Here is a 16,796-nt window from a genome sequence, read left to right on the forward strand (position 1 = left end):
TCTAAGATGAAAGCATGCAAGTAGGATGATTTTCTGTCTGTTGGTATGGAAAAGATGACTAATGACGCCGATGAAGTGAACATGCACGACGAAATGCGACGCGCATTTTCGTTGCTGTCGGGCAAGTGGAAACTGGAGATCATGTGGCTGCTCAACCAGCGCGTCTATCGCTTTGGAGAACTACGAAAGGCGATTCCGGGCATCACCCAGCACATGCTGACGGCGCAGCTGCGGGAGCTCGAGGCGGACGGCCTGATCACCCGCACGGTTTTCGCGGAAGTGCCGCCGCGCGTCGAATACGCGATCACCGCGAAGGCGCGCGGTCTCGGGCCGACGATGGAAGCGCTGGCAGCGTGGTGGAACGAGTACGGGCGCAGCGTACCGGTCAGGCAGGCAACGCGCGGACGCAAGCCCGACGCGATCAAGCCGAAGCCGGAATGACCGGACGCGTTGCCGGGGTATCCGCGCCGGCAATGGAAAACTGTATGAATATACAGTATAGTAGCCGTCGAAATCGAGCCGCCCAGGTGCGACCCTGGGCGGCGCGTGCGCCGCGCCTGCGGGCATCCGCCGCAGCGTTCCGGCACCGTGAACTCTGGCTAACTCATTCAGACGGGCAGGCAAATTGTCATCCAGCAATCTGATCCGCATTCGCGGAGCACGTCAGCACAACCTCAAGAATATCGATCTCGACCTGCGCACCGGCGAAATGACGGTCGTCACCGGCCCGTCGGGCTCCGGCAAGTCGAGTCTCGTGTTCGACACGCTGTACGCGGAAGGCCAGCGGCGCTATGTCGAAACCTTCAGCGCGTACGCGCGGCAGTTCCTCGACCGGATGGACCGCCCGCAGGTCGATCGCGTCGACGGCGTGCCGCCCGCGATCGCGATCGACCAGACCAACCCGGTGCGCAGCTCGCGTTCGACCGTCGGCACGATGACCGAGCTGAACGATCACCTGAAGCTGCTGTACGCGCGCGCGGCCGAGCTGTTCGACCGCAAGACCGCGCGGCGGGTGCGGCACGACACGCCGGAGACGATCTACGCGGAGCTCGTCGCGCGCACGCAGGCGGACGATCCGCGCGTTGTCGTCACGTTCCCGGTCGAGCTGCCGGAAACGGTGACTGACGAAGAAGTCACGCAGTGGCTGCCCGCGAGCGGCTATACGCGCGTGCAGGCGCAGCGCGAAGTCGCGTCGCCCACCGGGCCGCGCAAGGTGCTCGACGTGGTGGCCGACCGCTTCCGCGTGCAGCAGGCCGACAAGGTGCGCGTCGTCGAGGCGATCGAGGCGTCGCTGAAGCGCGGCGGCGGGCGCGTGAACGTCTACGTGCTCGCGGCTGAGCCGGAAAACGCTGGCGGCACGGCGGCGGAGCCGCAGGTGTGGCGCTTCTCCACCGGGCTCCATGATCCCGACAGCGACCTGCGCTATGCGGAGCCGCAGGCGGCGCTGTTCTCGTTCAACTCGGCCTATGGCGCGTGCGAAACCTGCCGCGGCTTCGGCCGCGTGATCGGTGTCGATCTCGGCCTCGTGATTCCCGACGCGCGCAAGACGCTGCGCGGCGGCGCGATCAAGCCGATGCAGACGCCCGCATGGAAGGAGTGCCAGGACGACCTGATGCGCTACGCGGCGAAGGCCGACATCCGGCGCGATGTGCCGTGGGCCGAGCTGACGGACGCCGAGCGCGACTGGGTCGTCAACGGTTCGCCGGACTGGAACGGCAAGTGGCAGAGCCAGTGGTACGGCGTGAAGCGCTTCTTCGGTTACCTCGAATCGAAAGCGTACAAGATGCATATCCGCGTGCTGCTGTCGAAATACCGCAGCTACACGCCGTGCGACGTGTGCGGCGGCGCGCGCCTGAAGACGGAATCGCTGCAATGGCGGCTCGGCTCGAAAGAGAACGCCGACGGCGTGCTCGCGCCGGCCGGCCGTTTCATGCCGCGCGGCGTCGACTGGAGCCGCGCGCAGCTCGAAGCGCTGCCGGGCCTGACCGTGCACGACCTGATGCTGCTGCCGATCGAGCGCATCCGCCGCTTCTTCGACGACATCAACCTGCCGAGCGCGCTGCTCGACGATGCGCTGAAGCTGCTGCTGGCCGAAGTGCGCACGCGCCTGAAATACCTGTGCGACGTGGGGCTCGGCTACCTGACGCTCGACCGGCAGAGCCGCACGCTGTCGGGCGGCGAGGTGCAGCGGATCAACCTGACGACGGCGCTCGGCACGTCGCTCACGAAAACCCTGTTCGTGCTCGACGAACCGAGCATCGGGCTGCATCCGCGCGATCTCACGCGGATCGTCGAGGCGATGCAGCGGCTGCGCGACGCGGGCAATACGCTGGTCGTCGTCGAGCACGATCCGTCGGTGATGCTCGCGGCGGACCGGCTGATCGACATGGGTCCCGGCCCGGGCGAGCGCGGCGGCACGATCGTCTACGACGGCACGCCGGGCGACATCCGTTCGGCGCACACGCTGACGGGCGAATACCTCGGCGGCCGCAAGCATGTCGCGCATGCGTCGAACTGGGCGCGCCGGCTGGTCGACGCGGATACGCCGCGCATCGTGCTCGACGGCGCGAGCGAACACAACCTGCGCGACGTGACGGTCGAGATTCCGCTGCAGCGGCTCGTGTGCGTGACCGGCGTGTCGGGTTCCGGCAAATCCACGCTGCTGCAGGACGTGCTTTATCCGGCGATGGCGCGGCACCACGGCAAGGCGACCGAGTCGCCGGGCGCGTACCGCAGCCTGACAGGCGCCGACCAGGTGGGCGACGTCGTGTTCGTCGACCAGTCGCCGATCGGCAAGACCACGCGTTCGAACCCGGCGAGTTATGTCGGCGCGTTCGACGAGATCCGCAAGCTGTTCGCGAAGGCGCCGCTCGCATTGCAGCGCGGCTACGGCGCCGGCACGTTCAGCTTCAACTCGGGCGACGGCCGTTGCCCGACCTGCGGCGGCTCGGGCTTCGAGCACATCGAGATGCAGTTCCTGAGCGACGTGTATCTGCGTTGCCCGGACTGCGACGGCAGCCGCTACCGCGCCGAGATTCTCGAAGTGCGCATCGAGCGCGATGGCCGCGCGCTGAGCATCGCCGACGTGCTCGACCTGACCGTCAGCGAAGCGGCCGCGTTTTTTGCGGCCGACGCCGAGGTGCTGCGCGTGCTGCAGCCGATCGTCGACGTCGGGCTCGAATACGTGAAGCTCGGCCAGCCGGTGCCGACGCTGTCGGGCGGCGAGGCGCAGCGCCTGAAACTGGCCGGCTTCCTTGCCGAATCCGCGGCGGCGGTCAACGGCCGCCGGGTCGTCACGGAAGAGGCACGTGTCGCGCGTGTGAAGTTGTTCATGTTCGACGAGCCGACCACCGGGCTGCACTTCGACGACATCGCGAAGCTGATGCAGGCGTTCGGCAAGCTGCTCGCGGCCGGCCATTCGCTGATCGTGATCGAACACAACCTCGACGTGATCCGCGCGGCCGACTGGCTGATCGATCTCGGCCCGGAAGGCGGCGACGGCGGCGGCCTCGTGCTGTGCGCGGGCACGCCCGACGACGTGAAGGCCTGCGCCGAATCGCATACCGGCGTGGCGTTGCTGCAATACGATCGCGCGATGGATGCCGAAGCGCCGCTCGGCGACGAAGGCGTGCCGCTGCAGGCCGTGCTGAACGCCGCGCGCGAGCGCCGTGCGATCGAAGGCGAGGATGTCGTGCGGATCGTCAACGCGCGCGAACACAACCTGAAGTCGCTCGACGTCGATATCCCGCACGGCAAGTTCAACGTGATCACCGGCGTGTCGGGTTCCGGCAAGTCGACGCTCGCGTTCGACATCCTGTTCCACGAAGGCCAGCGCCGCTACCTCGAATCGCTGAACGCGTATGCGCGCTCGATCGTGCAGCCGGCCGGACGCCCCGAAGTCGACGCGGTGTACGGCATTCCGCCGACCGTCGCGATCGAGCAGCGGCTGTCGCGCGGCGGCCGCAAGAGCACGGTCGCGACGACGTCCGAAGTCTGGCACTTCCTGCGGCTGCTGTATGTGAAGCTCGGCCTGCAGCATTGCATCCACGACGGCACGCCGGTCACGTCGCAGTCCGTCGAATCGATCGCCGCGCAGTTGCTGCGCGATCATCGCGGCGAGCACGTCGGGCTGCTCGCACCGCTCGTCGTCAACCGCAAGGGCGTGTACACGGATCTCGCGAAGTGGGCGAAGGCGCGCGGCAGCACGCATCTGCGCGTCGACGGCGAGTTCGTGCCGGTCGATCCGTGGCCGAAGCTCGACCGCTTCCGCGAGCACACGATCGAGCTGCCGGTCGCCGATATCGTCGTATCGCCGGACAACGAGGCCGAGTTGCGGCGCGTGCTCGACGAGACGCTCGAACTCGGCAAGGGCGTGATGCATCTGCTCGCGCCGCTCGACGGGCTGCAAGATGCGATGCAGAACGATCGTTCGACCGCGCGCGTCGGTGCGGTGAAGGTGCTGTCGGTCAAGCGTGCGTGCCCGGTGTGCGGCACGAGTTATCCGGAGCTGGACCCGCGGATGTTCTCGTACAACAGCAAGCACGGCTGGTGCACGACCTGCGTCGGCACCGGCGTCACGCTCACGCGCGAACAGCGCGCCGCGTACGACGACACGGTGCTCGCCGAGGACGGCCGCGGCCGCGAGCAGACGCTGCCGTCGGACGAGCAGGAACCGGAAGGCGTCGGCAACGAGCCGTGCCCGGATTGCGGCGGCACGCGGCTGAACCCGTCCGCGCGCGCGGTGACGTTCGACGCGCATCCGATCGTCGAGGTCGCGCAGTGGACGGTGTCGGACACGCGGCGCTGGATCGACGGGCTGGAACTCACCGGGCGCGACGCGCAGATCGCGCGCGACATCGTCAGCGAGATCGGCAGCCGCCTCGCGTTTCTCGAGGAAGTCGGGCTCGGCTACCTGAGCCTCGACCGTGCGGCGCCGAGCCTGTCGGGCGGCGAAGCGCAGCGCATCCGTCTCGCCGCGCAGCTCGGCAGCAACCTGCAAGGCGTCTGCTACGTGCTCGACGAGCCGACGATCGGCCTGCATCCGCGCGACAACCAGATCCTGCTGGACGCGTTGCGCAAGCTCGGCGACAAGGGCAATACGCTGGTCGTCGTCGAGCATGACGAGGACACGATCCGCCGCGCCGATCACATCATCGACGTCGGCCCGGGCGCCGGCAAGCGCGGCGGCACGCTGGTCGCGCAGGGCGCGGTCGCGGATCTCGCCGCGCAGTCCGATTCGGTGACGGGGCGCCTGCTCGCGCATCCGATGACGCATCCGCTGCAAACGCGCCGCGGCGTGAGCCTGCCGGGCAAGAAGGGCGGGCAGGCGGCGCCGGAAGCCTGGCTGACCGTGCATGGTGCACGGCTGCACAACCTGCGCGACGTCACGGTCGGCATTCCGCTCGCGCGGCTCGTCGCGGTGACGGGCGTCAGCGGGTCGGGCAAGTCGACGCTCGCGCGCGACGTGCTGATGACGAACCTGCTCGACGCGGTCGGCCGCTCGGTGCTGTCGTCGCCGGCCACGCGGCGCGCGCGCAAGGCTGCGCAGCAGGACGCGCCGGCGGCCAGCCGCCGTTCGAGCGTGCTCGCGCGCAGCGCGCCGCGGCCGTCGCTGAACGTCACGCATGCATGGCAGGGCTGCGAGTCGCTGAGCGGCTGGGAGCAGATCGATCGCGTGCTCGAGGTCGATCAAACGCCGATCGGCAAGACGCCGCGTTCGTGTCCGGCCACCTATATCGGCGTGTGGGACACGATCCGCAAGCTGTTCGCGGATACGCTCGAAGCGCGTGCGCGCGGTTATACGGCGTCGCGTTTCTCGTTCAATACCGGCGACGGGCGCTGCCCTGCGTGCGAAGGGCAAGGCGTGCGCACGATCGGCATGAGCTTCCTGCCCGACGTGAAGGTGCCGTGCGACGTATGCCACGGGCAGCGCTTCAACCCGGAGACGCTTGCCGTTACGTGGCGCGGCCGGAACATCGGCGACGTGCTGACGATGGAGATCGACGAGGCAGTGGAATTTTTTGCGCCGATCTCGAACATCGCGCATCCGCTGCAGTTGATGAAGGATGTCGGGCTCGGCTACCTGACGCTCGGCCAGCCGTCGCCGACGCTGTCCGGCGGCGAGGCGCAGCGCATCAAGCTCGTCACCGAGCTGACGAAGGTGCGCGACGACATCACGCGGCGCGGCCAGAAGGCGCCGCACACGCTGTACGTGCTCGACGAGCCGACGGTCGGCCTGCACATGGCGGACGTCGCGAAACTGATTCGCGTGCTGCATCGGCTGGTCGACGCGGGGCATAGCGTCGTCGTGATCGAGCATGACCTCGACGTGATCGCGGAAGCCGACTGGATCATCGATCTCGGGCCGGAAGGCGGCGTGGGCGGCGGCACGATCGTCGCGGCGGCGGCGCCGGAAGCGCTCGCGAAGGTGAGCGCGAGCCATACGGGGCAGGCGCTGAAGCCGGTGCTCGCGCGCACGGCGGCGAATGAGGGTGAAGCCGAGCGGCAGGGAGAAGCGCGGGTCGGTTGAATGCGGCGCGTCGAATGAACGGCTCCGGTGTCGAACGAGACACCGGGGCCGTTTTTACATCGTCATGCGGTTTTCAATCAGGCTGGCGGTGCAACCGACGCGCCGGTGATGCCGTGCCGCCGCAGCGACTCCGCGACGAAGCCCGACGCCTTCATTTCCTCGACGAATTCGTTCAGCGCCGCCGCGGCAGCCTCGCCGCGGCTCTTCGGCACACCCATCGCCTGCCGGATCACCATGAACCGCTCGTCGAGCAGGCGCAGGCCCGTTGTTTTCGCGGCGTCGGCTTCGAGTTGCTGCTTCACGCCGGCCGCTACTTCCAGTTGCTGTTCGACGAACGTCTGCACGACGGCCTGCGACGTCGGCGCGCGCACGATCTGCGCGGCTTTCAGTTCGCGCGTGAGGAACAGGTCGTATGCGCTGCCTTTGCCGACGGTCACGCGGTTGTGCGGCTGGTCGACGTCCTCGTTCGTGCGGATCGGCGAAGCGTCGCGCACGAGATAGAAGCCCTCGATCAGCACGTACGGCGCGGTGAACGCGACCGTTTCGCCGCGCAGCGGATCGACCGCGAAGAAGCCGAAATCGGCGCGCTCTTCGGTCAGTGCCTGCACCGATTTCCCGGCGGCGTCGAACACGACGAGTTCCAGCTCGGCCGACAGGCGTTCCGCGAACGCGCGCGCCAGATCGATCGACACGCCGAACGGTTCGCCGGTGGCCGGATCGCGGTTCGCGAGGATCGGGTTGCCGAGATTGATCGACGCGCGCAGCTTGCCGGTTGGGGTGAAGGCAGAGAGGATGGCAGGGGCGAGGGGCATGAGGGAGCTCGTTTGGGGGCGGATAGGCGGTCAGGGGGCCAGGAAATGCATCGACGTTGAGCTTATCACCGGGCCGTGGGGAGCAGCGTGTCGCGGTGATGGAGGATTAGTGTCTGCACATGTCCTGCACTACAATTCCTCATTTGGGGTGCTGGACGCCGTCCGGGCTTCGTCCGTGGCGACACTCGCAAGCTTCGTGCCGGAGGGATGCCATGCCTACTTACCAATACCGTTGCGAGAAGTGTGGCGAGATGTTCGAACATGTCGAACATCTCGCAGAGCATGAAACCGCTCACCCGCAATGCCCGAAATGTGGAAGCGAACAGGTTCAGCATGCGCCCACGCCATTTGTAGCAAAGACGTCGAGCAAGAGCTGAGCCCGGTCCGCCAGCATCAACTCATTTTTTTGTGCGGTGATCCTTCCCAAAGCGACAGACGCCTGCCCGGCGGATTAACGGCGGCCGTATAAAACTTGTTCGCTGGCTGAGTTCGGCCAGGAGGCGACGTTCGCTCCCACGGAAACCGCGTCATTCAGCTGACCGCTTCGCAGTCGATCACGGCCCTTGATGAAGTGACGGTGAGCAGGCCCATCCGGAACGACGGCGGACCCATCACCGACACCGTGACCAGCATCAGGTTGCGCCGAGCGTGCCGCAGATCACCGCGCCGAGCGGACGGGCCGCGAGCCCCGCCCAGAAGCTTGCCAGCGACGCGGTCGGGTCGAGCGACGGAAAGAACAGCTTCGGAGATCGTCGCTGCGACGACACCGTACAACGCGAAGTCGAACCATTCCAGCGCCGTGCCGAAGGTGGCGCGCGCCACCGCGCGACGGACCATCAGGTGAGCCTGGGGGGGACGCTCGGGCACAGTTCGAGCGCCGATTGTGGACGCGATCGGCAGGCCAGCCACGCCACAGCCCGCGAAGACGATCCGATAGTGTTGCCCCTTGCTCGCCATAACGTGAAATTTCTCGATGCGCGGCGGCGGCTAGATGACAAGATGCCCATACTGGCGGCAATCAAAAGCTTTTGGTCAGGCCTACCCCCAGGGTACGGCCGCGACCGACCGAAACCAGTTGCATGCCGTTGAACAGGTTGCCGAAGGTTTCATAGCGTTTGTCGAAAAGATTGCGGCCGAACAGATAGACTTCGAGATCCTTGTTCTTCCATCCAATCCGGGCATTCACAAGGCTATAGGCGTCAAGGTAATAAGATTTGTCGATATCTGCGGTGCGCTTGCCTGTATATTGGTATTGAAGGTCGGCGGAGAGCGTGCCCGGCAAATGAATTACCTTGGCTGAGGTTTCGTATTGCAGCCCGGCCGTCGCCGTCCATTTCGGTGTGTTCGGAACAGGATTGCCAGCGACCGTATTGACCGCAGCGCCGTTGGCTCCGAGTTCGCTATGGATGTAGCCGACGCCCCCGGAGAAGCTCAAGCCTTCAGCGATGAGCGCGCGCGCCTGAAACTCGAAACCACTGGTCTTGTAGTCCTGGTATGTCGTCCGAAAGGCGCCAAGCGAAGGATCGAGATAGGACATGACACCGTTCTTGATGTCGTTGTGATAGATGCTGGCATCGATTTGAAGACGATGACCAAGAAGATCGGCCTTGACGCCTGCCTCGTAAGTCCAACCCAATGCGGCCGGATAGGGATTGGCCACGACGCCATCGACCGGATAGCTAAAGAGCGGGTACACCCGTGACGCGTGACCACGAGCAACCGACACGTAGCTTTGAATGTCGTTCGTCCACTTGAAGGACAGTGCTACCCGACCTGTCGGATAGGTTTGCGACGTTGAGTTGGAGCCGGTCAGCGAAGCGAGGCCCAGGGAGTTGTCCTGCTTCATCTCGATATTGTCATGGCTTACCCGACCGCCGATCGAGAACTCCCAGCGGTTCGCAAACGGGATCGAAACGTCCCCGAACAGTCCTAGATTGGTCGTGTCGAGATTGCTTTTCATCGCGACTGAGCCGGAATACGGAGGCGGCGCGCACTGCGTACTGCTGCACCAGCGTATGCCGTTGGTTCGCATGGCACTGGCGCCGACGACCCAGCGAACCGGGGCACCCTCGAGTGAATTCAGCCGAATCTCCTGGCTGAAGATGTTCTCCTGATCCGTCGAATGGCCCACGTTACTGGATGCGGGAAACCCGATCGCGTCATAGACAAGTTTGTCCACGAGATCGAGTTCGCTTTCCAGCTTGTTGTGCTGGTAGGAACTGATGGAAGTGAGCTGGAAATTCTTGAAAAAGTGCTCGACGGTCACGGTGGCGCCCGCTTGCGTCGTCTTCAAGTCCGGCTCGGTCAGGATGCCACTGGTCGGAAACTGACTGGCGCTACGCAGGACATAGAGCGGGGAGTTAGCCTGATCATGCAGATAGTTGCCCGTCACTGTGATGAGCGTGTCGTCCAGCCCCGTGAAGCGTAGTCCTCCACGGAACGCACCGATGTCGCGCTTGCCCAGCTTGTCGGTATAAAGGCTGCGTATATCGCCATTCTCATGGCCATAACGGATCGCCATGCGTCCGTCGAGTTGTCCTGGCACGATATTGCCGCCAAGAACCGCCTCGCCCATGCGATAGCCGTGTTCGCCGACCTCGGTTGTCACGTGAACATCCCGAGTTCCGTCAGGCTGCTTCGTGACAACGTTGATGGCGCCGCCCAGCGCATTGGTTCCCCATAGCGTGCCTTGAGGGCCGCGCAGCACTTCGATATGGTCGACGTCGAGCAACATGTTCGACGCGCTCATCATGCTGTTCGGCACACCATCGACATTGAACGCGATCGTGCCATCGGCGTAGTTGGCAGGCGTCCCAAGTGAACTGACACCGCGAATCGAGAACCACTGGGAGCCTGTGGCGCGGCTGACCCATTGCACATTGGGCGCATGGCCGGCGATAGCCACACCTGGATCGAAGGGCGATTCCTTCAAGGTCTTCGCCTGCAGAACCGTGATGCTTTCAGGCACATCCTGAAGGCGTTCGGTCGTTTTCCGGGCGGTGACCGTGACGGGCTCAAGGACCGAGCTCTCTGCGCTCGATGCCGACGTGCCGCTATCCGGCGACTCGGTGGTTGATTGCGCTTGCTGTCCTTCGGTAGCGAACACGTCCGGAGCAGCGACGGCGACGGCTGCGGCAATCGTTGCGTTGAGCAATGTATGTCGGACGGTACGGACGACACGCAAGCCACACGCCGGGAGCCCTTCGCGCATCGCATCGATCGAGCCTGAACTTCTGCCAACGGATGGATGAAAGGGAGAGCGATGGACCGCACATTGCCCTTCAATATGAGGCGTGCTAGACATTAAACGAGACTCATTTGCATTATCGGGATCGTCAATTTACCGATTCGGCGACACACCTCCGTAGCGAGATTTGGCCAATTCCTTGTTCAATCAGGCCAAGTGTATGTCTTTCCATCGAGATGGCCGTATTGCGAAATAAATTGACTAGATTTCGCAATGTAGAAGTGTGGGTGCACGGGTAGGCTGCGCCTCATCGTGGCCTGCCATGTCTGTTCTCCGGCCGGCCGAGTACTTCGTCCTTCCCGAGGAATACCCGTGCACTCACATATCATCGGCAGATCGGCCATGCGCGGCCGTTCAAGCGCCATCTCGATACCCTTTGCTCGAGCGGGGCGCGCATGAGCACCGCCGCTCTCTCCCGTACCAAACCCATTGTCATAAGCGTGGTTGGGCTGGTCGTGGTCTTCGGCCTGCTGTATGCCTGGCGCGCTGTTCGCAGCGGCGGCGCGGAACAACAGGCCATGCCGCCGATGCCTGTCTCGACGATCCGCGCAGCGCCTCGCAGTGTGGCCGACGAGTGGCAGGCCGTCGGCAGCCTGCAAGCCGTGCATGAAGTGCTGCTGGCTCCCGATACCTCGGGGCGAGTGACCGCCGTCAATTTCGACGCAGGCCAGTCGGTGAAGGAAGGGGCGGTGCTGATTCAGCTCTACGATGCCCCCGAACAGGCAGATCGTGCCGCTGCCGTGGCCAAAGCCGATTTCGCCCAGTTGCAACTCAGGCGTTCGCAAGCGTTGGCGCCTACCGGCGCGGAACCGCGCGAATTGCTCGAACAACATAAGGCGGACGCTGCCCAGGCTGCGGCGGCAGTCCGGCAACTGGACGCACGCATTCAGCAAAAGGCGATCCGCGCGCCGTTCTCCGGTCAGTTAGGTATCCGACGGATCAACCTGGGTCAGTATCTCAACGCCGGTGACGCGATCGCCACGCTGACCCAGCTCGATCCGCTCTATGTCAACTTCACGTTGCCTCAGCAGGATATGCCCAGGCTGACGTCGGGCGCACCGGTTCAGGTAACGGTGGATGCGGTGCCGGGGAGGGTATTCACCGCCAGGATCAGCGCCATCGAACCGCGTATCGATGGAGAAACCCGCAATGTGGCTGTTCAGGCGCTGTTGCCCAATACCGACCGGGTGCTGAAACCCGGCATGTACGTGACGGCGCGGCTGGTATTGCCCGCCACGACCGACAATATCGTATTGCCGCTCACGGCGATCCAGACTTCGGCCTCTGGTGACAGCGTGGTGGTCGTGAAAGGGGCCGACGCGCAGGGAGTCGGCAAGGCGGTTGCCGTGCCGGTCGTCACCGGCCGCCGGCTCGGGGAGGAGGTTCTGGTAACCCAAGGCGTCAAGCCTGGCGACGTCGTGGTGATGGCTGGCCAGAACCGTCTTCCGCCCGGTGCGACCGTAAAAATCAACAGCACGCCCCCTTCGGCAACGGCGACACCTGACGCCCCGGCCGTTGCGTCCTCCAGCGCCAGCGCGCGGTAAAGGAAACCACGCCATGCGCTTTACAGACATCTTCATCCGTCGACCCATCCTGGCACTGGTCGTCAGCCTGCTCATTCTGCTGATGGGTGCCACGTCGATTTTCCTGTTGCCGGTGCGGCAATACCCCTATCTCGAAAACGCCACCATCACGGTCAGTACCACGCTTCCAGGGGCAACCCAGGACGTGATGCAGGGTTTCGTGACCACGCCGATCGCGCAGTCCATCGCCACGGCCAGCGGTATTGAATACCTGAGTTCGACCACCACGCAAGGCAAGAGCGAGATCAAGGCGCGATTGGTGCTCAACGCCAACGCCGATCGCGCGATGACCGAGATCCTTGCCAAGGTGCAGCAGGTCAAGTACCAGTTGCCGGCGGGCATCACCGATCCGGTCATCAGCAAGTCCACCGAGGGCGGTACAGCCGTGCAATACATCGCCTTCTACAGCAAGACGCTGTCGATCCCGCAAGTGACGGATTTCGCATCGCGGGTTGCACAGCCTCTGCTCACCAGCATTCCGGGGGTGGCCTCCGCGGACGTCTATGGCGGCCAGACGCTGGCCATGCGCATCTGGATCGACCCGGTGCGGTTGGCCGCGCGCGGGCTGTCGGCCGGCGAGATATCGGCCGCGCTGCGCGCCAACAACGTGCAGGCCGCGCCGGGCCAGCTCAAGAGCGCGCTGACCGTCACCAACATCAGCGCGGCCACCGATTTGCGCAGCGTCGAGGACTTCCGCCAGATGGTCGTGAAGTCGGGTCCCGGCGGAGGCGTCGTGCGGTTGTCGGATGTCGCCACCGTGGAAATAGGTGGCCAAAACTACAATAGCCTCTCGTTCGCTACCGGCATACCCGCGATCTTCGTCGCCATCCAGCCCACGCCGGCCGGGAATCCACTGGAGATCGTCAAGCAGGCCAACGAACTGCTGACCAGGATTCGTGCAATGGCGCCCCCAGGACTGACGGTAGCGCCGAACTACAACGTAGCGCGCTTCGTCAATGCTTCGATCGAGGAAGTCAAACACACGCTGGTGGAAGCCATCGTGATCGTGATCGCGGTGATCTTCCTGTTCCTCGGCACGTTCCGCGCGGTGATCATTCCGGTCGTCACCATTCCGTTGTCGCTGGTCGGCACCGCTGCGTTGATGCTGGTCTGCGGTTTTTCGATCAACCTGTTGACCCTGCTGGCGATGGTGCTGGCGATCGGTCTGGTGGTGGACGATGCCATCGTCGTGGTGGAGAACATCCATCGACACATTGAGGAGGGGCTGACACCTGTGCGCGCGGCCCTGCTCGGCGCACGCGAAATCGTCGGGCCGGTGATCGCCATGACTATCACGTTGGCGGCGGTCTATGCGCCAATCGGCATGATGGGTGGGCTGACCGGCGCGCTGTTCAAGGAGTTCGCCTTCACATTGGCCGGCTCGGTCATCGTCTCGGGCGTGGTCGCGCTGACGCTCTCGCCGGTGATGAGCTCGATGCTGCTCAGTTCGAGGCAGGGCGAGGGACGGCTGGCGAAGCGGGTCGAGCACTACATGGAAGGGCTGACGGCGTTCTATGGGCGCCTGCTGGCCCGCACGCTCGCCGCTCGCGGTGCGGTGCTGCTGGTCGGTGTGGCCGTGCTGGCCGCCATCGCGGTGCTGTTCACCGGCACTCGCCGCGAACTGGCGCCGACCGAGGATCAGGGCGCCGTCATCGTCGTCACCAAGGCTCCGCAATATGCCGGCGTGGGCTACACCGCCCGCTATGCTCAGCAGATCGAAAAGCTGTTCGAGCAGATCCCCGAGTTCGACAGCAGCTTCATGAACATCGGCGACTCCGCCGGTGGCCAGAACATGATGCTCGGTGGCGCGATCCTCAAGGACTGGTCGAAGCGCAAGCGGTCGGCCACCGAAATCCAGGGGCAGATTCAAGCCGCCGGCGGCGCCATCGACGGCGAGACGTTGACCGCCGTGCAGTTGCCCCCGCTACCGGGTTCCAGCGGCGGCCTGCCGGTGCAGATGGTGCTGCGCTCGCCCGACGACTTCAAGACGCTGTACGAGACCGGCGAGAAGATCAAGGCAGCGGCCTATGCCAGCGGTCTGTTCCTCTACGTGCAGAACGACCTGTCCTACGACAGCCCGCAGGCGCACATCACGATCGACAATGCGAAGGCCAGCGAAATGGGGGTGACCATGCAGTCTGTCGCCGATACCCTTGCCGTGCTGGTCGGCGAAAACTACGTCAATCGCTTCAACTTCCACGACCGCTCCTATGACGTGATTCCGCAGGTGCGCGGCGCCGAGCGTATGACACCGGAAGACCTCGGGCGTTTCTATGTCAAAACGACCTCCGGCGCACTGGTGCCATTGTCGACCGTGACGCATGTCGAGATGCGCCCGCAAGCGAACCAGCTCACCCAGTTCGGCCAGATGAATTCGACCACGCTCGAAATGCTGCCGGCGCCGGGCGTGAGCATGGGCGAGGCGGTGAAGTTCCTGCAATCGCAGCCGCTGCCGCCCGGCACCAGTGTGGACTGGCTCAGCGACAGCCGCCAGTTCGTGCAGGAAGGCAACCGTCTGCTGGTCTCGTTCTGCTTCGCGCTGGTGGTGATCTTCCTGGTGCTGGCCGCGCAATTCGAGAGCCTGCGCGATCCGCTGGTGATCCTGGTGACCGTGCCGCTGGCGGTCTGCGGCGCGCTGGTGCCGCTGTGGCTGGGCTTTGCCACGCTCAATATCTACACCCAGATCGGATTGGTCACCTTGATCGGCCTGATCTCCAAGCACGGCATCCTGATGGTCACTTTCGCCAACCATATTCAGCACCACGAAAACCTGAGCCGCATCGAGGCGATCGAGAAGGCGGCGGCGGTGCGGATGCGTCCTGTCTTGATGACCACGGCGGCAATGGTTGCCGGCCTTGTGCCGCTGTTGTTCGCAGACGGCGCAGGCTCGGCCAGCCGGTTCTCCATCGGCATCGTGGTGGTGATGGGCATGATGGTCGGTACCTTCTTCACACTGTTCGTACTACCGACCATCTACAGCTTCATCGCCAAGGATCACCGGGTAACGGCGGAAAGTTCTCGCGCCCGCGAACTCGCTACTGCGGAGGCTCCCGATGTCGCCCTTTAAACCGGTTCCTGCGATGCGTATTGTGTCGCGTCCGGCGACGCTTCCCTCTCCGCGCGCTGCCTTCATGGCGGTGGCCGTCGCCGTGATCACCGCAGGTTGCGCCAGCGGCCCCGATTACCACGCGCCAGCCTTACCGGAAACCGCTGCAGGCCCCTTCGTCAGTCACCCGTCCAATACGGATGTTGCCGAAGCGCTGCCCGCGAACTGGTGGAAGCTGTATGACGATCCCGCGCTCGACAAGCTGGTGCAGGAAGCCTTGTCGGCCAATACCAACCTGCGCGTGGCGATGGCCAACCTCGATCGCGCGCGGGCCATCTACACGGAAGCGCGCAGCGGGCAATTCCCTTCGACCAGTGTGTCAGGCGGCGTGGGATACGGGCGCGATCAGACCACGTGGTCCGGCACCGGCCAGGCCCCCGCGCAATGGAGCTACAGCGCAGGCCTCGACGTCTCCTATGAACTCGACCTGTTCGGTCGGGTCAGGCGCGACATCGAGGCTGCTCGCGACGACACCGATGCAGTCGCCGCCGCCTACGATGCCGCCAGGGTAGTGGTTGTTGCGGAGACGACGCGGGCCTATGTGGACGCCTGCAGCTACGGTGAGTCCATCGGCGTGGCGCACTCGTCCGTCGAGCTGGCACAGCGCAGCCTGGATCTCATCGACAGCCAGGCGCGCGCGGGATCGGCGTCGCATCTGGATGTCGAACGGGCTGGCGTCACGCTGGCTCAGGCCCAGGCCGCATTGCCGCCCTTGCAAGGCCAGCGCGAAGCCGCACTGTTCGAGCTGGCCGCGTTGACGGGGCGCACGCCCTCGCAAGTGCCTGAACCGGCGCGTGCCTGCACCAAGGCTCCCGAGATTTCCGGTGCGTTGCCGGTCGGCGATGGCACTGCGCTGCTGCGTCGTCGCCCCGACGTGCGTCAGGCCGAGCGCCAACTGGCGGCGGATACCGCCCGCATCGGCGTGGCCGTGGCGGATCTCTATCCGCGTGTCACGCTGGGCACCTCGGGTAACTACCTGCGCAACGACTACCTGAAAGGCAATCGCACCTTGTCCTTCTCTTTCGGGCCGCTCATCTCGTGGACGTTCCCCAACATGATGGTGGCTCGCAGTCGCATTGCGCAGGCGAAGGCACAAAGCGCGGCGTCGCTGGCCAGCTTCGACGGTGCCGTGCTGAATGCACTGAAGGAGTCGGAGCAATCGTTGAGCGCCTATGGCGCGGCGATGCAACAGCGCGATGCGCTGGTAGAGGCGCGTGACCGGGCCGAGAATGCCTTCCGGCTGGCCGACCAGCGTTACCGCGCCGGCTCCATCAGCTATCTCGACGTGATCGTCGCACAGACCAGTCTGATCGACGCGAAAGCCCAGGTGGCCGCAGCTGACCAGCGAGTCGGTTCTGCGCGAGTCAGCGTATTCAAGGCGCTTGGTGGTGGCTGGGAACAGGCCAGTACAAAGTAATGCTTGAGGGCATCGGCGCGTGGGCGATCTCACCGTCGCGCCGATATCTGATGCCAACCATTAGCCACGCGGCTCCGCGTTGTCGCGAACAACCGGAAGTTC

Annotated in this window: 8 protein-coding genes and 1 pseudogene; 6 read left to right on the forward strand and 3 right to left on the reverse strand. The window is 64.7% G+C overall.

Annotation, left to right across the window (positions count from 1 at the left end):
- The first annotated feature begins 45 nt into the window (after positions 1-45).
- Both MRS60_RS31705 and uvrA read left to right on the forward strand, forming a co-directional pair.
- Positions 46-441, forward strand: a complete 396-nt coding sequence (locus tag MRS60_RS31705) for a winged helix-turn-helix transcriptional regulator (protein WP_243567323.1) — start codon at positions 46-48, stop codon at positions 439-441.
- Between the two features lie 184 nt (positions 442-625).
- The gene (gene uvrA / locus MRS60_RS31710) at positions 626-6,529 is read left to right on the forward strand and encodes an excinuclease ABC subunit UvrA (RefSeq protein ID WP_243567324.1); all 5,904 of its coding nucleotides are present in this window, start codon (positions 626-628) and stop codon (positions 6,527-6,529) included.
- A 77-nt stretch (positions 6,530-6,606) separates the two neighbouring features.
- Here the strand turns inward: uvrA and MRS60_RS31715 are convergent, their stop codons facing one another.
- Positions 6,607-7,341 (reverse strand): ABC transporter substrate-binding protein, encoded by a 735-nt coding sequence (locus MRS60_RS31715; RefSeq protein ID WP_131949004.1) that lies wholly within the window; start codon positions 7,339-7,341, stop codon positions 6,607-6,609.
- A gap of 212 nt (positions 7,342-7,553) precedes the next feature.
- Between MRS60_RS31715 and MRS60_RS31720 the strand changes: the two genes are divergently transcribed.
- Positions 7,554-7,718 carry an FmdB family zinc ribbon protein gene (locus MRS60_RS31720; RefSeq protein ID WP_131949003.1) on the forward strand — a complete coding sequence of 55 codons (165 nt, stop codon included), beginning with the start codon at positions 7,554-7,556 and terminating at the stop codon, positions 7,716-7,718.
- Between the two features lie 202 nt (positions 7,719-7,920).
- On the opposite strand, the pseudogene MRS60_RS31725 reads toward MRS60_RS31720, so the two are convergent.
- Positions 7,921-8,178, reverse strand: a pseudogene (locus MRS60_RS31725) (MFS transporter); the annotation flags it as partial.
- Positions 8,179-8,359: 181 nt separating this feature from the next.
- Positions 8,360-10,495: a TonB-dependent receptor gene (locus MRS60_RS31730; protein WP_243567326.1), complete on the reverse strand. Its 2,136-nt coding sequence runs from the start codon at positions 10,493-10,495 to the stop codon at positions 8,360-8,362.
- Between the two features lie 488 nt (positions 10,496-10,983).
- On the opposite strand from MRS60_RS31730, the gene MRS60_RS31735 reads away from it, so the two are divergent.
- Genes MRS60_RS31735 through MRS60_RS31745 form a run of 3 tightly spaced genes read left to right on the forward strand, consistent with a single transcriptional unit; the run spans position 10,984 to position 16,694 of the window.
- On the forward strand, positions 10,984-12,132 hold the full coding sequence (locus tag MRS60_RS31735; protein WP_243567327.1) for an efflux RND transporter periplasmic adaptor subunit: 1,149 nt from the start codon (positions 10,984-10,986) through the stop codon (positions 12,130-12,132).
- Complete coding sequence (locus MRS60_RS31740) at positions 12,104-15,238, forward strand: efflux RND transporter permease subunit (protein ID WP_404841739.1); 3,135 nt, start codon at positions 12,104-12,106, stop codon at positions 15,236-15,238. Before MRS60_RS31735 ends, MRS60_RS31740 begins: the two co-directional genes overlap by 29 nt.
- A complete protein-coding gene (locus MRS60_RS31745) occupies positions 15,225-16,694 on the forward strand; it encodes an efflux transporter outer membrane subunit (RefSeq protein WP_243567329.1) in 1,470 nt (489 codons plus the stop codon). The genes MRS60_RS31740 and MRS60_RS31745 overlap by 14 nt, the downstream gene beginning before the upstream one ends.
- Positions 16,695-16,796: the final 102 nt, after the last annotated feature.

Source organism: Burkholderia pyrrocinia (assembly GCF_022809715.1).
GTDB classification, from domain to species: domain Bacteria; phylum Pseudomonadota; class Gammaproteobacteria; order Burkholderiales; family Burkholderiaceae; genus Burkholderia; species Burkholderia pyrrocinia_C.

Coding starts and splice junctions, on each gene's coding strand:
- MRS60_RS31715 (WP_131949004.1), bottom strand. CDS start 7,341: ATGCCCCTCGCCCCTGCCATCCTCTCTGCCTTCACCCCAACCGGCAAG.
- MRS60_RS31745 (WP_243567329.1), top strand. CDS start 15,225: ATGTCGCCCTTTAAACCGGTTCCTGCGATGCGTATTGTGTCGCGTCCG.
- MRS60_RS31735 (WP_243567327.1), top strand. CDS start 10,984: ATGAGCACCGCCGCTCTCTCCCGTACCAAACCCATTGTCATAAGCGTG.
- MRS60_RS31720 (WP_131949003.1), top strand. CDS start 7,554: ATGCCTACTTACCAATACCGTTGCGAGAAGTGTGGCGAGATGTTCGAA.
- MRS60_RS31705 (WP_243567323.1), top strand. CDS start 46: ATGGAAAAGATGACTAATGACGCCGATGAAGTGAACATGCACGACGAA.